This window comes from Candidatus Tisiphia endosymbiont of Sialis lutaria (genome assembly GCF_964026535.1).
Taxonomy (GTDB): Bacteria; Pseudomonadota; Alphaproteobacteria; order Rickettsiales; family Rickettsiaceae; genus Tisiphia.
Window position 1 is genome coordinate 515,297 of record NZ_OZ032153.1, and the last position, 16,242, is coordinate 531,538.

At 31.9% G+C, this 16,242-nt stretch carries 20 protein-coding genes and 1 tRNA gene; 8 read left to right on the forward strand and 13 right to left on the reverse strand.

The window, feature by feature from the left end; genetic code table 11:
- Positions 1–49: 49 nt before the first annotated feature.
- Both tsaE and AAGD20_RS02460 read right to left on the reverse strand, forming a co-directional pair.
- A complete protein-coding gene (gene tsaE, locus AAGD20_RS02455) occupies positions 50–484 on the reverse strand; it encodes a tRNA (adenosine(37)-N6)-threonylcarbamoyltransferase complex ATPase subunit type 1 TsaE (protein ID WP_094649111.1) in 435 nt (144 codons plus the stop codon).
- 117 nt (positions 485–601) lie between these two features.
- Positions 602–1,372, reverse strand: a complete 771-nt coding sequence (locus tag AAGD20_RS02460) for a LicD family protein (protein ID WP_341749258.1) — start codon at positions 1,370–1,372, stop codon at positions 602–604.
- An 88-nt stretch (positions 1,373–1,460) separates the two neighbouring features.
- Here AAGD20_RS02460 and AAGD20_RS02465 point away from each other — a divergent pair, with 88 nt between their 5' ends.
- From AAGD20_RS02465 to AAGD20_RS02475, 3 genes are read left to right on the forward strand one after another with little or no spacing between them, the layout of a single operon-like run.
- A complete protein-coding gene (locus tag AAGD20_RS02465) occupies positions 1,461–2,534 on the forward strand; it encodes a mannose-1-phosphate guanylyltransferase (protein WP_341749259.1) in 1,074 nt (357 codons plus the stop codon).
- Positions 2,531–3,175 (forward strand): NUDIX hydrolase, encoded by a 645-nt coding sequence (locus tag AAGD20_RS02470; RefSeq protein WP_341749260.1) that lies wholly within the window; start codon positions 2,531–2,533, stop codon positions 3,173–3,175. The genes AAGD20_RS02465 and AAGD20_RS02470 overlap by 4 nt, the downstream gene beginning before the upstream one ends.
- Positions 3,176–3,179: 4 nt before the next feature.
- Positions 3,180–3,500, forward strand: coding sequence for an RNHCP domain-containing protein (locus AAGD20_RS02475; RefSeq protein ID WP_341749261.1), 321 nt, complete (start codon positions 3,180–3,182; stop codon positions 3,498–3,500).
- A gap of 823 nt (positions 3,501–4,323) precedes the next feature.
- On the opposite strand, the gene AAGD20_RS02480 is transcribed toward AAGD20_RS02475, so the two are convergent.
- The 9 genes from AAGD20_RS02480 to nth form a co-directional block, all read right to left on the reverse strand.
- Positions 4,324–4,653, reverse strand: coding sequence for a hypothetical protein (locus AAGD20_RS02480; protein ID WP_341749262.1), 330 nt, complete (start codon positions 4,651–4,653; stop codon positions 4,324–4,326).
- Positions 4,654–4,949: 296 nt separating this feature from the next.
- Positions 4,950–5,774: a hypothetical protein gene (locus AAGD20_RS02485; protein WP_341749263.1), complete on the reverse strand. Its 825-nt coding sequence runs from the start codon at positions 5,772–5,774 to the stop codon at positions 4,950–4,952.
- 202 nt (positions 5,775–5,976) lie between these two features.
- Positions 5,977–6,696 carry an outer membrane protein gene (locus AAGD20_RS02490; RefSeq protein WP_094649118.1) on the reverse strand — a complete coding sequence of 240 codons (720 nt, stop codon included), beginning with the start codon at positions 6,694–6,696 and terminating at the stop codon, positions 5,977–5,979.
- 226 nt (positions 6,697–6,922) lie between these two features.
- Complete coding sequence (locus AAGD20_RS02495; RefSeq protein WP_341749264.1) at positions 6,923–7,987, reverse strand: hypothetical protein; 1,065 nt, start codon at positions 7,985–7,987, stop codon at positions 6,923–6,925.
- A gap of 14 nt (positions 7,988–8,001) precedes the next feature.
- Positions 8,002–8,334 carry a ferredoxin family 2Fe-2S iron-sulfur cluster binding protein gene (locus tag AAGD20_RS02500; protein WP_341749265.1) on the reverse strand — a complete coding sequence of 111 codons (333 nt, stop codon included), beginning with the start codon at positions 8,332–8,334 and terminating at the stop codon, positions 8,002–8,004.
- 26 nt (positions 8,335–8,360) lie between these two features.
- The gene (locus AAGD20_RS02505) at positions 8,361–10,343 is read right to left on the reverse strand and encodes an Hsp70 family protein (protein ID WP_341749266.1); all 1,983 of its coding nucleotides are present in this window, start codon (positions 10,341–10,343) and stop codon (positions 8,361–8,363) included.
- Positions 10,334–10,834, reverse strand: coding sequence for a Fe-S protein assembly co-chaperone HscB (gene hscB, locus AAGD20_RS02510; protein ID WP_341749267.1), 501 nt, complete (start codon positions 10,832–10,834; stop codon positions 10,334–10,336). The genes AAGD20_RS02505 and hscB overlap by 10 nt, the downstream gene beginning before the upstream one ends.
- A 201-nt stretch (positions 10,835–11,035) precedes the next feature.
- A tRNA-Ser gene (locus AAGD20_RS02515) sits at positions 11,036–11,123 on the reverse strand.
- A 45-nt stretch (positions 11,124–11,168) separates the two neighbouring features.
- Entirely contained in the window at positions 11,169–11,807 is a 639-nt protein-coding gene (gene nth, locus AAGD20_RS02520; RefSeq protein WP_094649426.1) for an endonuclease III, read from the reverse strand.
- 51 nt (positions 11,808–11,858) lie between these two features.
- Here nth and grxD point away from each other — a divergent pair, with 51 nt between their 5' ends.
- Complete coding sequence (gene grxD / locus AAGD20_RS02525) at positions 11,859–12,185, forward strand: Grx4 family monothiol glutaredoxin (RefSeq protein ID WP_094649425.1); 327 nt, start codon at positions 11,859–11,861, stop codon at positions 12,183–12,185.
- Between the two features lie 370 nt (positions 12,186–12,555).
- On the opposite strand, the gene AAGD20_RS02530 is transcribed toward grxD, so the two are convergent.
- Positions 12,556–12,843: a hypothetical protein gene (locus tag AAGD20_RS02530; protein ID WP_341749268.1), complete on the reverse strand. Its 288-nt coding sequence runs from the start codon at positions 12,841–12,843 to the stop codon at positions 12,556–12,558.
- Positions 12,844–13,129: 286 nt separating this feature from the next.
- Positions 13,130–13,771: a phosphatase PAP2 family protein gene (locus AAGD20_RS02535; protein WP_341749269.1), complete on the reverse strand. Its 642-nt coding sequence runs from the start codon at positions 13,769–13,771 to the stop codon at positions 13,130–13,132.
- Positions 13,772–13,810: 39 nt separating this feature from the next.
- On the opposite strand from AAGD20_RS02535, the gene AAGD20_RS02540 reads away from it, so the two are divergent.
- From AAGD20_RS02540 to AAGD20_RS02555, 4 genes are all read left to right on the forward strand, one after another.
- Positions 13,811–14,557, forward strand: a complete 747-nt coding sequence (locus AAGD20_RS02540; protein WP_341749270.1) for an MBL fold metallo-hydrolase — start codon at positions 13,811–13,813, stop codon at positions 14,555–14,557.
- A gap of 1 nt (position 14,558) precedes the next feature.
- Positions 14,559–15,281, forward strand: coding sequence for an amino acid ABC transporter ATP-binding protein (locus AAGD20_RS02545; protein WP_094649421.1), 723 nt, complete (start codon positions 14,559–14,561; stop codon positions 15,279–15,281).
- Between the two features lie 26 nt (positions 15,282–15,307).
- Positions 15,308–15,982, forward strand: coding sequence for a TIGR02281 family clan AA aspartic protease (locus AAGD20_RS02550; RefSeq protein ID WP_341749429.1), 675 nt, complete (start codon positions 15,308–15,310; stop codon positions 15,980–15,982).
- 110 nt (positions 15,983–16,092) lie between these two features.
- Positions 16,093–16,236 (forward strand): hypothetical protein, encoded by a 144-nt coding sequence (locus AAGD20_RS02555; protein WP_239832692.1) that lies wholly within the window; start codon positions 16,093–16,095, stop codon positions 16,234–16,236.
- Positions 16,237–16,242: the final 6 nt, after the last annotated feature.

Sequence of the window (16,242 nt, forward strand, 5' to 3'; positions counted from 1 at the left end):
TTCATTATTTTTGTGATATTGCTTATTTTTATCCCGAATTGAGGTTAGATTATGAGAAATGATAAATACTACAAGATCGTTTATTATCTTCGAGTATTTGTAGATGAATTTTAGTTATAGGTGGCGGTAATATTTCTTCAATTATTTCTGGCCATTCAATTAGACAAATATTGCCCTGCAAGGCTTCTTCTATACCTAGTTCATAAATTTCTTCTAAATAATTTAAACGGTAGAGATCAAAATGATAAATCATAAATTTTGAAGTCTTGTAGATTTGTAGCAAATTAAAAGTAGGGCTGCTGATATTAATATCAGATTCACAAAAATGCTTTATAATCTCTCGACAGATAAATGTTTTTCCACAACCTAAATCACCTGAAAAAGTTATAATTTTATTAGACTCTAAATTTTTAGCAATAGTTTGTGCAAACGATATAGAGTCTTGTTCGTTATTTAAAATAACCGACTCTTTTTGAAACTTCATTAAGCCTTCAAATTTTGATGTTTAATTCACAACTAAGTATAGTCTAACATATTAATCCTATAAATCAAATATTAACAGTGTTTATTCTAATTCCTCGATTCTGTTGAATTCAACTAACTATTTAATTAATGATTTGGGAATTACCCGATTTTCTAAAGGGCCAGTTGGTTTAGCTGGTTCTAATAATTTCGGAGTTAAAATAAATTTAGTCTTTTGTTCAATAGGTGAAAGGGTAACATGAAAATTATGCGGTTGTTGAATTACAGCATATTTATCCCATGCAGGGTAATATCTATCTAGATTCCCTTTAGATTCATTAGGACCATAAATTTCAATCTCACCAAATTGATATTTTTTCAGTGGAAATAATTCATTTATATAAAAGAAATCATTGGGAAATCTATGTAGTGTTCTAAAATTACTATATAAAAATTTGTTACCTTTTTGGCGAAAGATAAATATATCTATACATCTCTTATCACATATTGTGTAAAAATCTTGATGGCGAACTTTATAACCTAACTCTGTGAAATCCGTTAATATGTCTTGTAATCTGATTTCATCAGCATGCATTATGCCAATATCTAAGTCATCATCAAAAGGTATAATACCTTGGTGTCTTACTGCTCCAAGAAGCGTGCCGCCCTCAATCCAATAATTTATGTTATGTTTAGTCAATATTTCATGAGTGTCTTTCATTAATTGGTATAAGTGTAGGGCTGTATCTGCACTAATTGTATATTTCTGTACTTGTTGGTCGGTAGGAGTCACATACCTCCATTGGTGATCATAAAACTCTACATAACCTCGATACAAACCATAGATAATTATAATTATCCCAACTACTTTAAAGAAAAATTTATTAGTTTTTTTATTTTTTTTGTGCATACAGGTTTCTTATATTTATTTTTAGTAGACTTGTCATATATTTTATACTATTAATTGAATTAGTTGGAAATTAATACAATTAATAGCGATGAAAATAAAACCAGTAATTATGGCTGGTGGTCTAGGAACAAGATTATGGCCATTATCGAGACAAATGCAACCTAAACAATTCATCAGAATATTTGATAATTTTAGTTTAATCCAAAAAACTTTGATTACCAATAAAACTTTAGGCAAACCAACTTTAATAATTGCTAAGGATTATGAATCAATAGCACAGGAGCAACTTAGAGAGCTAAATATAGAAGCAGATTTAATAATAGAACCTGTGGCTAAAAATACAGCATCATGTGCGATTATATCAGCTATTCAAGCAAAGAATAATGGCTATGATACGATTATATTGCTGCCTTCTGACCATTATATACACAATGTTAATAACTACTTAGATACTATTAATAAATCTTTGAATTATTTGGCAAAATTTGGTATTTGTACTATTGGCATTAGACCTAGTTTTGCAAATAGCGAATATGGTTATATTAAAATAAAGAAGTTATTAGCAGATAGAATTTATAAAACTGAACAATTTGTAGAAAAGCCTACTATTCAACAGGCACAAAATTATTTAGAAGAAAATGACAAATATAAAAATAGCAAATATTTTTGGAATTCAGGAATTTTTATTTTTAATATAGATTTTATTTTAGAGCAGGCTAAATTATGGCAAAAGGAACTACTTAAACATGCATATAAAGCATATTATTCTGCAACTATAAATTGTGATAATATAACTCTTGCTTTAGAACCATATCTACATATTACACCAATTTCTTTAGACTATGCTATAATCGAAAATATTAGGCAAATGATTATGATAGAAGACAATTTTAGTTGGAATGATATTGGTAATTGGCATTCTTTATGGCAAATGCAAGAGAAAGATACAACCAATAATTACTGTGAAGGTGATGTGATCAACATTGATAGTACCAATTCATATATTAGCTCTAATAATAAGCTTACTGCGGTAATAGGAATGGATAATATAATAATTATTAATACTAAAGATGCGTTACTGATCGCAAATAAGTCAGAAATCAGAAAAATAAAGCAGCTGGTAATAGAAATGACCGAAATTGGACGAAAAGAAATATTATGAACTTGCGTGAGAATATAAAAAATTATGTCAGCAATTTTCAAGAAGAAAATGAGTATAAACAAAGGATGTTAGACTTTTTAGATAATTGTGAAAATCCTTTTAGTAGAGAGACAAAAGAAGGGCATTTTACTAGTTCAGGATTTTTGCTTAATTCTAGTAAAACAAAATTCTTATTGATGCATCATCGTAAGTTGGGTAAATGGTTGCAGCCAGGAGGGCATTGTGATGGTAATAATGATCTTTTAGCTGTAGCAATTAAAGAGGCTCAAGAAGAATCTGGAATTTTAGATATTGAGCCAGTTTCTAAACAAATTTACGATATAGATGTTCATTTTATTCCTACTATAGTCAATTCAGGAGAATTTGGGGCTAGGAGCGATGGAGCGACGCCTATAAGTAATAGGCGAGCGATGAGCGACGACGTCCCCAACTTCTCATCAATTGACTATAATGCTAAAGAGCAGGAGCATTATCATTATGATGTGAGATTTTTATTAAAAACCGTTTGTAACGATTGTTTTGTAAAAAATGCCGAATCACATGATTTAAGATGGCTAGATTTTGCTGGCAATCACCAAGAACTCCTGCTGGATGATTCAGTAAAAAGGATGATCAAGAAATATATCCAAATAATAAGTTAAATTAATGGTAGCAAAAAAGTTTTATAGAAATAAGGAAGATTTTATTTGTGAGATGTGTGGTGAATTTATCCAAGGCAATGGTTATACTAATCATTGCTCAATATGTTTCTACAGTAAGCATGTAGATATTAATCCTGGCGATAGGGCATCTGGATGTAATGGGCTAATGCAACCAATTTCTTATAAAATAGATGGTAAAAAAGGTTTGGTCTTGACCCATAAATGCCTTAAATGTCGAGAATATAAAAATAATAAGCTTGCTGATACTGATAATGTGGAAAATTTGCTAAATATTTTTAGTTATAGCCAACTTAGGAAAAGTTGATGCTAGTACTACAGTTGTAGTTTAGATGTGAGCATTCACGATTTTTTTGCTATTTTTTTGTGATGAATAAAAAAACCTGATCACCAAGCGTCATTGCGAGGAGACCGTAAGGTCAACGAAGCAATCCATTTCTAATCACTTTCCTGGATTGCTTCGTCGGTCTGGCAACCACAACTGTTGAAAGTTAGAAGAGGAAGCGGTTTTAGACCGGATAGTTTAAAAATCGTATGTGGTCAACGTCATTGCGAGAAAGACCTTAGGTCGACGAAGCAATCCATAAAAGTAACCAAAGATGGATTGCCACGACCACTACGTGGTCTCGCAATGACAGAAAACCTATCTAAAACCCGCTTTACCTTCTAACTTTCAACAGTTGTGGTCTGGCAACCTCCTCGCAATGACATCTTATACTTTAACCTTTTTTCCGTGAACACTCACATTCAATCTACAACTGTAGTACTAGGAACGATGGAGCGAAGCCTATTATTTGTAACCCAAATTCTGGATTAGAAAATTCATAAGAACCTTGATATGCAAGGCTTGCATCGTAGTAAAGCATAATAAAATTGATAATTTACTTACCTTACGCATAACTTTGTGGCAATTTAAAAATTACAGAAAAGTCGTCATTGCGAGACCACGTAGTGGTCGTGGCAATCCACATTTATTGGATTGCTTCGTCGCCACTAAAGTGGCTCCTCGCAATGACGATTTTTCAACTATTGTTTTCTTAAACTGACACCTATGTGCAATGATACCAAGCTATTTTCTATATGCCATACGTAAGATGAATTTATAATTGCTGTTACTCAACCGGCTATCATTAATCTTCAGTAAATACACTATTAAGATGTTTAAAAGCGTCACGGTGAATTTGATAAATATCATCGTCTGTCATTCTATCAGAATTTCTTACTCTATTATCAATCACCAACTTTGCCATATCAATGGTAGACCTGATAATGTTAGGTAAAATACTCATCATTTGTTCTGCATAGAAATCACCCTCTAAATCATGATCATGACCGCACTGACCTTCTTTCATCATATCCATCATTATATTGCCAAACATCGCATCAACCGCCTCTGAATTATTGGTTTTCCGATTAGCAGCAGGTATAATAGGGGTATGAGGTTTTTTCTTTTTTTGCATATTAAACCACTTAATTTATTTTTTAAACATTATTGCAAGTTCTTTTATTATCACAATACGCAGATCCCGCGTTATTTAAAAATAATTCAAGTCTTCCATTATTTGATACATTTTATATCTGAAATTGTCAAAACATTCCTGCTATTGACTTGATATTTTATTATAAGTCCTGCTCAAAATTACTACATAACCCAGTGTACAAAAGGATTATCTGTATTTATAGCCTTACATCTAATCGCCGAGCGATAAATAACAACGTCACCAATTTCTCATCAATTGACTATAACTGTTGATTATTAGAGATCAAACCTTATACCAGCAATCAAGTTATGACCTCTGTAGGTATGTCCTAAAACTACCTTGTTAGGTCCATAAGCATAACCTACCTCTGAAGCCCTCATTTCTTTGTATACTACTTTCCCATAATTTTTCCAGCTATATGCAATCTCAGCCTTTACGCCATTAGTTATATCAGCCGAAACACCGGCAACTATCTGACAAGCAACGTTAGTAGAATTAGCCTTTTCCTCAACATTAAATGTAGTAGAATTAGCTGAGGTTTCTACATCTCCTTTGCCCCATATATATAATGTTTCTTTTGAGGTAGTAACAAAATTCACATTAGTTTTTTCTTTTATGTGAGCTAAACCAATACCACCCCCTACAAAGAACTGAAAAATACCTCCTACTTTAGGAGAATCAACATAACCACTGAACAACAATGACGTAATATTAGCTTTACGAATTGCCGTTCCGTTTACCGTTACTTGTTTTTTAAGAGAATGACTACTAATGGTGAAAAAGTCTTTAGCTTCTGAACCGACTAAAGCATTAAGTGTAAATTCTAGTCTGCCATTTTCCATGCAATAATAACCCATACCAACACCAAAAATACCAGCGGTATTTGATTTACTCTTGAACGTTGCTGTTATAGAGAGATTGCTAGGTTCGTCAGACTTTGTTGTATTTAACTTACTTGCACCACCTTCAAATTTTAGATAAAAGCGATGTTCATTTGGATTTGCTTTCATTACATTTGCAGGCTGATTTTCATCGGCAAATGATGCGGCAGAAGTCAAAAGAGCTGTACTGGTAGCGATAATTAACAATAATTTTTTCATATATTTGCTCCTAATTATAAGTAAAAGAAATTTAACAGACTTTCAATTAAACTCTAACAGATTTTCAATTTTTTATGCAATATTTAATTGTAAATTAAATATATTTTGTTTTTGTCAAAGACTGAAAAAGCACAAAAAAAAAGAGGGCTAAAAAGCCCCCTTTTTTTTGTAGAATAAAAATAATGAATCAATAAACTATTTATTAGAGATCAAATCTTATACCAGCCATCAAGTTATGACTTCTAATGGTGGCTTTAGGCGTCTTGTCCTTATCCTTGCTCTTATCATCTTTGTCCTTTTTTATTTCGCCTGTTTCTCCATAATCTCTCCAGCTATAGCTAAGATCTAGGTTCATGTTATCAGCCAAATTAAAAGAAACACCAGCAGTTAGTTGATAAGCAAAGTTATTAGCCATATCATAGGATGAAGTATCTTTTTCTCCTTTTACAACCTTTCCATCATAAGTTGTAGTAGAAGTAATCTTTTGTTGCACTTGAGCCATACCAACACCAGCTCCGGCAAAGATTTTACCAATACCTGCAAACTCATACACATCAACATAACCACTAAGCAATAATGATCTTACATTTTCTTTAGCTTGAGATTCTACAGATGTGTCCTTATCGTCGTTTGGATTTTTAAAAGTACGAGAACATTTAAATTCTGGATTGGTTAGGAAGTCAAGGGTTAGTTCTATTCTAACATTATCCATCGCATTATAACCAGCACCAACACCAAAAATACCAGAAATAACGGGTTTAGACTTACCAATACTCTTGTCTTTATCATCCTTAAAATTTAGCATATTCAACCTAGTTGCACCACCTTCAGCTTTAAGATAAAACCCACCTGTTGCAGCAAATGATGTAGCAGAAGTCAAAAGAGCCGTACTGGTAGCGGCAATTAACAATAGTTTTTTCATATATTTCTCCTTAAAATTAATAAACAAGAATCCCTTATAGGCTCTCAAATAAATACCTGTGAAACATAAATTCTTTTCAAATTTCACTTAGGTCACCTAGCTTTAGGTGTATAGCATAATATTTGTCTTCAGCCAACTTAAAAAACTATTATAACATTGGTCAATAATATTATGGCGATAGTTTGTGGTAATAACAACACAATATAAAACCCATATAGCTTTAGCCTTAATTTTCCGATATTTCTTCTTGCAGGGTATCAGCCTGATTATCCTCTAGTTTAAACTCAAGCAGATTAATTGAACCTATATGTATGCCATTATCAGAAAACTCAATATCAAATTTTACCTTTTCATAAGTTGCTACTTCACTATCATCTGTCTTAACCACTTCAGATACAGAAGAATTAGCAACTTTCTCAATTATAGCCTTGATCATTTTTTTAGGTAATAACAAATTATTAGGTATCAACTTATCGATGATATCATGATGATTAGTTAATTCAAAAGATAATTTACCTTTTGGTAAGTTACTCTCAAAAAATTGCAAAAAACCTATTAAAGCTATTTGGGCATTATCATCACAAGAGAAAACTAATCGGTCAATATTTAAATTTTTGATATAATTGATATCTTTACCTTGATCCTTAGAGATATTTATTAGGGTGGCTAAATCAAGCTGAGCTGTTTTGAAATTCAAAAAATCTTCCTCTGCAGCATATGACAAACGTAATTGTAAAGCTATATCTTCGCCATCCTGAGATTTTGCTTTATTGATTAAGAAAACCAAGTCACTAATATTAAAAATTTCCTTATCTTTCTGAATAATTGATAATAATTTATTGTTAACTTGCAAAAGCTTCACGATAGATTTTAGATTATCTCCACTAGACAATCTATATATAGGTTTATTAAATTTAACTAGTGCGGCAATATCTTGCTTCGACTGTACACTATATTCAATTAACTTACCACCAAAATTTTCTTGTTGTTTTATTGTTTGTCCTAAAATCAAGTTAGCTTTTTTAAAACTAAAATCAAATAAAAATGTCATTTTTTCAGCAGATATTTCTTTAGAATTAATATGATCAATAAATTTTATTTTTGGCTCGACTAAACTAATCTGCAAACGGTAAGGGAAACCAGAAACTTTGACTTGGCTATAAGATATCTTAATATTATCTGTCTCTGAATTATTTATAGTACTTACCACATTACTTTTGATAGTATAAGCAACGGCAAACCATATTATGGTGTAAGTTAAACAAATAAAAAGTAAAATTTTACGTATCACTTTATTATACTCAATTATAAATTAATATTACGGGTAGCAGATGGTAAGCGAACCCTTATACCGTCAATATCTTCAGTAACAATAATCTGACAACCAAGTCTTGAAGTATGAGTAAGACCAAATGCTAAGTCAAGCATATCTTCTTCTGCCTCGGAAGGACTTTTTAATTTGTGATAAAATTCCTCATCTAAAATAACATGGCAAGTAGCACATGCTAGAGAGCCTTCGCATGCACCTTCAAGATCAATATCGTTTTGATGAGCAATTTCCAAAATAGACAATCCTATAGGGGCATCCACTATTTTCTCTGTCCCATCTTTATCTACAACAAAAATTACTTTAGGCATTAGTTATCATCCATCTTCAATTCACTTTAGTTTATTTCATTAATATGCTTACCTTTAAGTAAGCCTTCCACCGTGCTATTTAATCTTTCGGCAAGAAAATGCTCTGTTATACTCTCAAAATTTTTGCTACATTCTATAATGTAATCACGATCATTTGAGTCTATTGCTTCTTTTAGAGTTTTAATTGCCATATCAATTTTTTCCATTTCATTTTTTGCAAGAAGATTTGGCATCTCTCTAATAGCATTTTCTATATTATAAAGCAAAGATTTTGTGTTAATAATTGTTTCTTGTAACAATTTCTTATTATGATCACTAGCCGCATTTTGATAAGCATTTTCTAAAATCTCGGTAATCTCAATTTCATTTAAACCATAACTTGGTTTTATTTCAATGTTATGTGAGATATTACTATTTTTTTCTAGAGCTGACACTGACAAAATGCCATCTGCATCAATAGAAAATGTTACTTCTATCCTAACTCCCCCTGCTTTCATTAGTGGCAATTTTAGTTCAAATTTTGCAAGTGACCGACAATCCTCTACCATTTCTCTCTCCCCCTGTACCACATGTAGCTTCATAGAAGTTTGGTTATCCACATAATTGGTAAACTCCTTAGTAACCGATATCGGTATAGGGCTATTACGCAGAATAATTTTTTCAGTAATTCCTCCATTTAGTTCAATACCAAGTGACAAAGGCACTACATCGATTAATAAGGAATTAATATTTGCAGAAGTTAGGTTCTCTGCTTGCAGAGCCGCACCCCATACTACCGCCTTATCTGGGTTAATATCTGAAAAAATAATAGTATTAAATGTTTGCCTTAAACTCTTACTAATTAACGGTATACGAGTTGAACCACCAACCAGGATAATACCTGAAATATCAGGGGTCTTTGCCTGTTCTAGCGTATCTTTAGTAATAGCTATGGTACGTTCTACTAATGGTGTTATTAACCTCTCAAAATTTTCTATATCTAACTCCAACATCTTTTCTTCATATATATAGCTAACCCGATTAGCATTTATCCGTAACAAACTGGTGTCATTGCGAGGAGGGGCGAAGCCCAAACGAGGCAATCCATTTTTGGTTACTTTTATGGATTGCTTCGTCGCTACTAAAGTATCTCCTCGCAATGACGTTTGTAAATTGGGAGCAATACTAGTCGGATTATCTATAATACTACATTTATTTTGTACACTAAGTGTTTCTTTAACTTTTTTTGCTAATTTTATTAATTCGTTAGATGCTACTAATTTATATTTATCACAAAAATACTTCATCACTAAGTGATCAATATCATCACCGCCTAAAATATTATCTCCGCCAGTGGCAATAACCTGAAGTACGCCGGTTTGCATATTGAGAATTGATACATCAAAAGTTCCTCCCCCTAAATCATATACTAAATAACACCCTCTGCTTTCTTTATTGAAACCATACGCATAGGCTGCTGCTGTTGGTTCTGCAATTAACCGTAATACCTCAAATCCAGCAATTTTTGCTGCCAGCATTACTTCTCCTCTAGCAGCATCGTTAAAATGTGCCGGTACAGTTATTACCGCTTTTTTGACTTCTGAGTTTAATCTTTCAGTAGCTTGTTGCCTTAAATAGAGAAAGATTTGGGCGGCAATTTCCGGAACAGTAATCAATTTTCCAGCAAATTGCAGCCGTAATATTTCACTATCTAGGTCAATATAATCTTTCACTAAAGCAAAAAGTGTCGGGTTATTTTGTATATCGGATAGTTTCTTACCGAAGAGCCTTTTTATAGAGCGAAGATTATCGATTATATCATGATTACCCACAATAAAGCTTTCACCATGGAAGGCTATCACTGATGGGATAAGTTCTAAATCTTGATCATTTGTGATAATTTGTACCACTTGTTGATTTGACAAAGCAATTAATGAGTTTGTTGTACCGAAATCAATGCCAACGGCTATGTTCTTATCATTTTCTTTATGCTGGGAAGAGCCAGCCTCACTAATTTCTATTATTTGCATGATTTGATTTTTAGCTGAATATTATTAATTAAGTTTTTAAGATATTTAAATCTTATAGTACTATCAACGGCATCTTGCATATTTTGATTTTGGAATGCAGTAGTTAAAGATTTAGTAAGTTGTTGCTTTTCAAGAATCTTGTTATTTAGCATATGTTCTAACTTTGTTAAGTCTTCAGTAGTTTCAACAAACTCTAATTCACTCCACACAACATTTAATTGTTCCTTTGAAATACCTTGCCTAACCTTTAGGTCATCCAAAACTATATTGTTTAACAAGAGAAGATACTCAGCTCGTGCTAAATCGTCTTTAAGCATTGCATAAGCTTTATTTAGCTCAATAGAGATAGCCAAATTTTTTTGCTTTTCGGTGTTAGAGTTAGTTCTATCCGGATGATATTTTAACTGCATAGCGAAATATTGACGATCCAGATCAGACAATTCAATATCATATTTTTTTTCTATGCCTAATAACTCAAAATAATTGTTCATAATCACTCCTAGCCCTAAATTCTCCTGAATTGACTATATTAGTGGGTTAATAATTGTCAAACCACGTATAGTTTAGGAGAAGTTGGTGACGTCATTATTTATAACGGCTTAGCGATTAAACTATAAAAAATTATATATTAGTTGTAAATGATTATTGATTTTCTGATTAGGCATTGCAAAAAGTAGCAAATTGTGCCGAATTGGCGGAGAGGAGGGGATTCGAACCCCTGACACGTTACCGTGAACACGCTTTCCAGGCGAGCGCCTTAAACCACTCGGCCACCTCTCCATAACTCTATACAAATTCAGCCACAGCTATAAAACTAATAATTTATTACTTCAGAAAATTGTTAGCATAATATTCACAATATTCTTTAACTGGGCAAACGGAACAATTGGGTACTCGTGCTTTACAGATATACCTACCAAGTAATATCAGCCAGTGATGAGCATATTGTAACCATTTTGCATCAATAATTTCAACTAATTCAAATTCCACTTTTTGGGGGGTATCACTACTTGCCAACCCTAATCTTCTAGAAACTCTGAATACATGTGTATCAACTGCCATAGTTGATTTACCAAATAAGCAATTCAATACTACATTGGCAGTTTTTCTTCCAACACCAGGTAATTTAATTAATTCATCAAAATTGTTTGGCACTTTGCTATCATACTTATCTATCAAAATACGAGAAAGTGCAACAATATTTTTTGCTTTGGTTATAAATAAACCTATTGATCTTATATAATTTTTTAATCCTTCTTCCCCGAGTTCTAATATTTTTTCCGGTGTATTATATTCTTTAAACAAAAATCTTGTTGCTTTATTAACCGAAATATCAGTTGCTTGTGCGGATAATACCACAGCTATTAATAGAGTGAAATTATTAACATATTCTAGTTCTGTTCGGGGATTAGAATTATTCTGGCTTAAAATTTCAAAGATTTTATCAACTATTTGAGCTTGCATAATATAACATTTAAGAGTAAAAAGAAGTCATAATTTTTATCAGGTTTGAGGATGTTAGAGAATAAAAATTTTGATTTTATAAGAAATGAAATTGCTAATAACGATGTTGTGTTGTTTATGAAAGGCACTAGTAATTTTCCTCAATGTAATTTTTCTGCTACCGTTGTTTCTATCTTAAAAAAACTTGGTATAGAATTTCGTGATATTAATGTTTTGACCAGTCTTAGCTTACGTGAGGATATCAAATCCTTCACTGATTGGCCTACCATACCACAGCTTTATATAAAAGGAGAATTTATAGGTGGCTGTGATATAGTACGTGAAATGTATGAAAATGGTGATCTTGTTACATTATTAAAAGATAAACATATAATATAACTCATGTATGGATCTACCCAATAATGCAAGAAAAAAAATAATACTTGACAGAAAAAAAGCAAATGCAGTCATGTATTCGACTTGAAGCACAACAAAGTGCTTCAGCCCTGATGGAATTCGCTAACTTACGAACTTTAACATAATCACCTTAACGGCTTCTTTTGAGCCTGTGAGTTAAACAGTTTTTTCGTAAGCTAAGGTTTGTCTTATTTACCATCAATATTATCATCTCTCACATATTCCTTGGTAAGAATTCATTACTTCCTTACTTTATTATTTTATTCCAGCTATGATTTTTTTTTTAATTTAAACCTTAATTTAATTAAAAAAATCATTTAGCCATCATAAATTAATAATTAATATTAAACTTTTAATAACATACTTTTATTTCACTGTATGATTGATCATTTCGCAATACTGCGAATACTACTCTTGCTAATTTATTTGCCACTGCTACTACACTAGTATTATAACCTCGTCTCTCTTGCAGCTTGAACATCCAATCTGTAAACCTACTTTTGTTACCTTCTTCTATTTTATCTAATTTCTTAGTTCTTAATACCCTAGCTGTAAAAACAGAACGAGCTCCATATTTATCTACTGCATGAAGATGAAAAATATTTTTTGCTAAATCTATTCCTATTGTGTTATATTCCATTTTGGGTCTCCCTATTGTTGTTTTAATATATTAAATCTAGAAGAATAACCATTAATATTCATTCTGTATATAGGGTAGATCCATACCATTACCTTACGCATGGTATTTAAAAGTTATATAGAAAATAGCTTGGCGTCATTGCGAGAAGCTACTTTAGTAGCGACGAAGCAATCTAATGAATGTGGATTGCTTCGACCACGTAGTGGTCTCGCTAATAGCGTTTTGTACTTTTCTAGAATTTTTAAATTGTCATGGGGTTTATGCGTAATGTGAGTAAATTAATTAGTTATTGCAGACAGCCTCCTAGCCATTTTATTAAGTTATTGGCAAAAATTCTAAAAACTATTCTGCCAAGTATGATAATTATTATGGTGATAAGGAAACTATAAATAATATCAGCTGGGTAGTGCATAGCAAGAGTAATACGTGATATCGCCACTAAAATAACAATCAAAATGGCTATAATTTTTTGTCTGATTGTTATATATGACCAAATACAGTAGGCAACCAATAATGCTAACCCAGAATGACTGCTTGGAAAACTAGACAAACATCTTTCAAGTTCAATATTAGCAATTGTTACAAAACTATTAATAGGCAATGAGCAAAATGGTCTAGGTAGATTAACCGAAAACTTAAGTAGAGCATAAATACAACCGAATATCGTATAAATTATACCAATCATTACCATTTTATTATATATAGCCCAAAATTTGCTCTGACGATGATTAAAATCTTGAATCTTTTTTAGCTGAGTGTAAAAATATATACAATATATCAAATAAGCGATAGCAAAGTTGGTAATATTAAAACAATAAGAGATAATTTGTAGAATATAAGCTATTATGCTAAAATGGTTAGTTATGCCATTGATCCACAAGAATATTTCTTGATTAAGGCCTTGGAAATTATATAAAAGTTCAAACATTTTCAATTTTAATTTTATTTGGTTTAAGTAAATAATATTATGCTAGAAATAACAGTACTAGGATGTGGATCATCGTTTGGTCTACCGGTAGTTAATTGTGATTGCAGTACATGCACCTCGACTTCAAGTTATAATAAAAGAACTAGATCGTCAATATATATGGATGATGGTAATAGTCAAATTCTTGTTGATTTTGGTTTCGACATTAAAGGACAATTACTACGAGAAAAGATTAAAAAAGTGGGCAGCGCTATATTAACCCATTATCATGCAGATCATGTTAACGGTATTGATGATCTACGTGTATTTCCATTCTTTCAGAAAAGACCTTTAGAAATTTTTACTGATAATGCTACAGCATTGAGAACTGAGAATTATCACCAACACTTGTTTGCTCCGGATAGACTGATTGCAAGACCGGTAGATTTTTTTGCAAAATTTAAAATTAACACTATAGAGGTACAATTTTTTAGACAGCATCATGGTCCTATAGATAGTTTAGGTATTAGAGTGGATGATTTTGTATATTCTAGTGATGTGGCAGATTTTCCGACAGAATCCAAACCATTCTTAAGAAATATCAAAGTGTGGATATTAGATTGTATGGCATACGAATCTAATGATTGCCATGCAGGATTAGATAAAATCCTACAGTGGGAATATGAATACAAACCGCAACAAATATTATTAACTAATATGAATCATTTTATTGATTATCACGAGATATCAAAAATATTGCCAAGCAATATAAAACCTCTATATGATGGTTACAAATTTATAGTTTAGTATGATAGTAGTTGATAAGGTTTCAAAAAAATATAGTAAAATTTATGCTGTTAAAGATGTTAGTCTTGAGTTCAAAAAAAAGGAAACTATAGCGATTATAGGTTCTTCTGGTAGTGGTAAATCCACTTTATTACGAATTATTAATGCATTAGAAATACCTACTACTGGACAAGTGTTTATTGATAACAAAAAGTTAACTCAAAAGAATAAAAGGAAGCTTTGCCTTAAAATTGGTATGGTTTTCCAATCTTTTAATCTTTTCCCACACTTAAATGTTCAGGATAATTTAATATATGCTCCTGTTAATATTTTGAAAATGCAGCAGATGACTGCCATTTCTAAGGCGGAGAAATTATTAGAGCAATTTGGTTTAAAACAAAAAGTTACTGCTTTTCCTATCAATCTATCTGGAGGACAAAAACAGCGAGTAGCCATTTGTCGAGCCTTAATGATGGATCCAGAGGTAATGTTATTTGACGAGCCTACTTCAGCTTTAGACCCTGAAAATATTAAAGATATTATTGAAATTATCTCTTTATTAAAAAGTCAAATGACGATGATTGTTGTTACTCACCATATCAAATTTGCCAAAGCGATAGCGGATAGGATAATTTTTATGAATCACGGGCAAGTTCTAGCCGATCAGCCAGCCGCAGAATTTTTTGAAAAGCCAAAATCTCATAGAGCAAGATTATTTTTAGAGAATATAGGTGACTTAATGTGAGCAATAAGAGTCTTATAAAATTAACAATGCTTTTATGTATTAGTACGGTCATTACCTTCTTAATACGTAAATTGGTAGATGCACAATTTCCTGGATTCTCTTGGAGTAGCCAGAAAAGTATATCTTGCTTTGTAATGATTTTGATTATTATCAGTATCGTTTATAATTCCTTTAATCAAAAGGGGATAAAGATCGTCTCTATTCAGCTATTAATTTGGGGGCTAATTTTTTTGATCATAATTATTGGTTACGCTTTCAGATTTGAATTAAATTATACCACACAACGAGTCGTATCCGTACTAATACCATCATATAATTGGGTCAATAAACAAGGAGAATTAGTGATTAGCCGTAGTAGCGACGGACATTTTTACATTGACATATTGGTAAATGGAGTAAAAATTAAATTTATGATTGATACCGGAGCAAGTGATGTTGCCCTTACTACTAATGATGCTAAAATGCTAGGGTTTGACTTATCAAAACTACATTACACTAGAATTTACTCGACGGCTAATGGTACTAGTACAGCCGCCCCCGTGAAATTAGATAGTGTAGTAATTGATAACAGAGCTTTCTTTAGAAATATTGAAGCTCATATAGGTACTGGTGGTCTCGATATATCACTACTAGGTATGTCAGTATTAGAGCGTTTTAAAAGTTTCAGAATAGATCGAGATATGTTAATTTTAAGTTGGTGAAGCTATTCAAAAACTAGGAGATTGCAGGCAGTCTCTAGCGATGTATAGTTAATTCAGGAGAATTTGGGGCTAGGAACGATGGAGCGACGCCTATAAGTAATAGGCGAGCATTGAGCAACGACGTCACCAACTTCTTATCAATTGACTATACACCACAATACTTACAAAAATACGTTAATGAGTTCTGTTTTAGATATAATAACAGAGATAATTACGATATATTTAATTTGTTGGTACAACAAGCTTTTTTGTAAAATTGG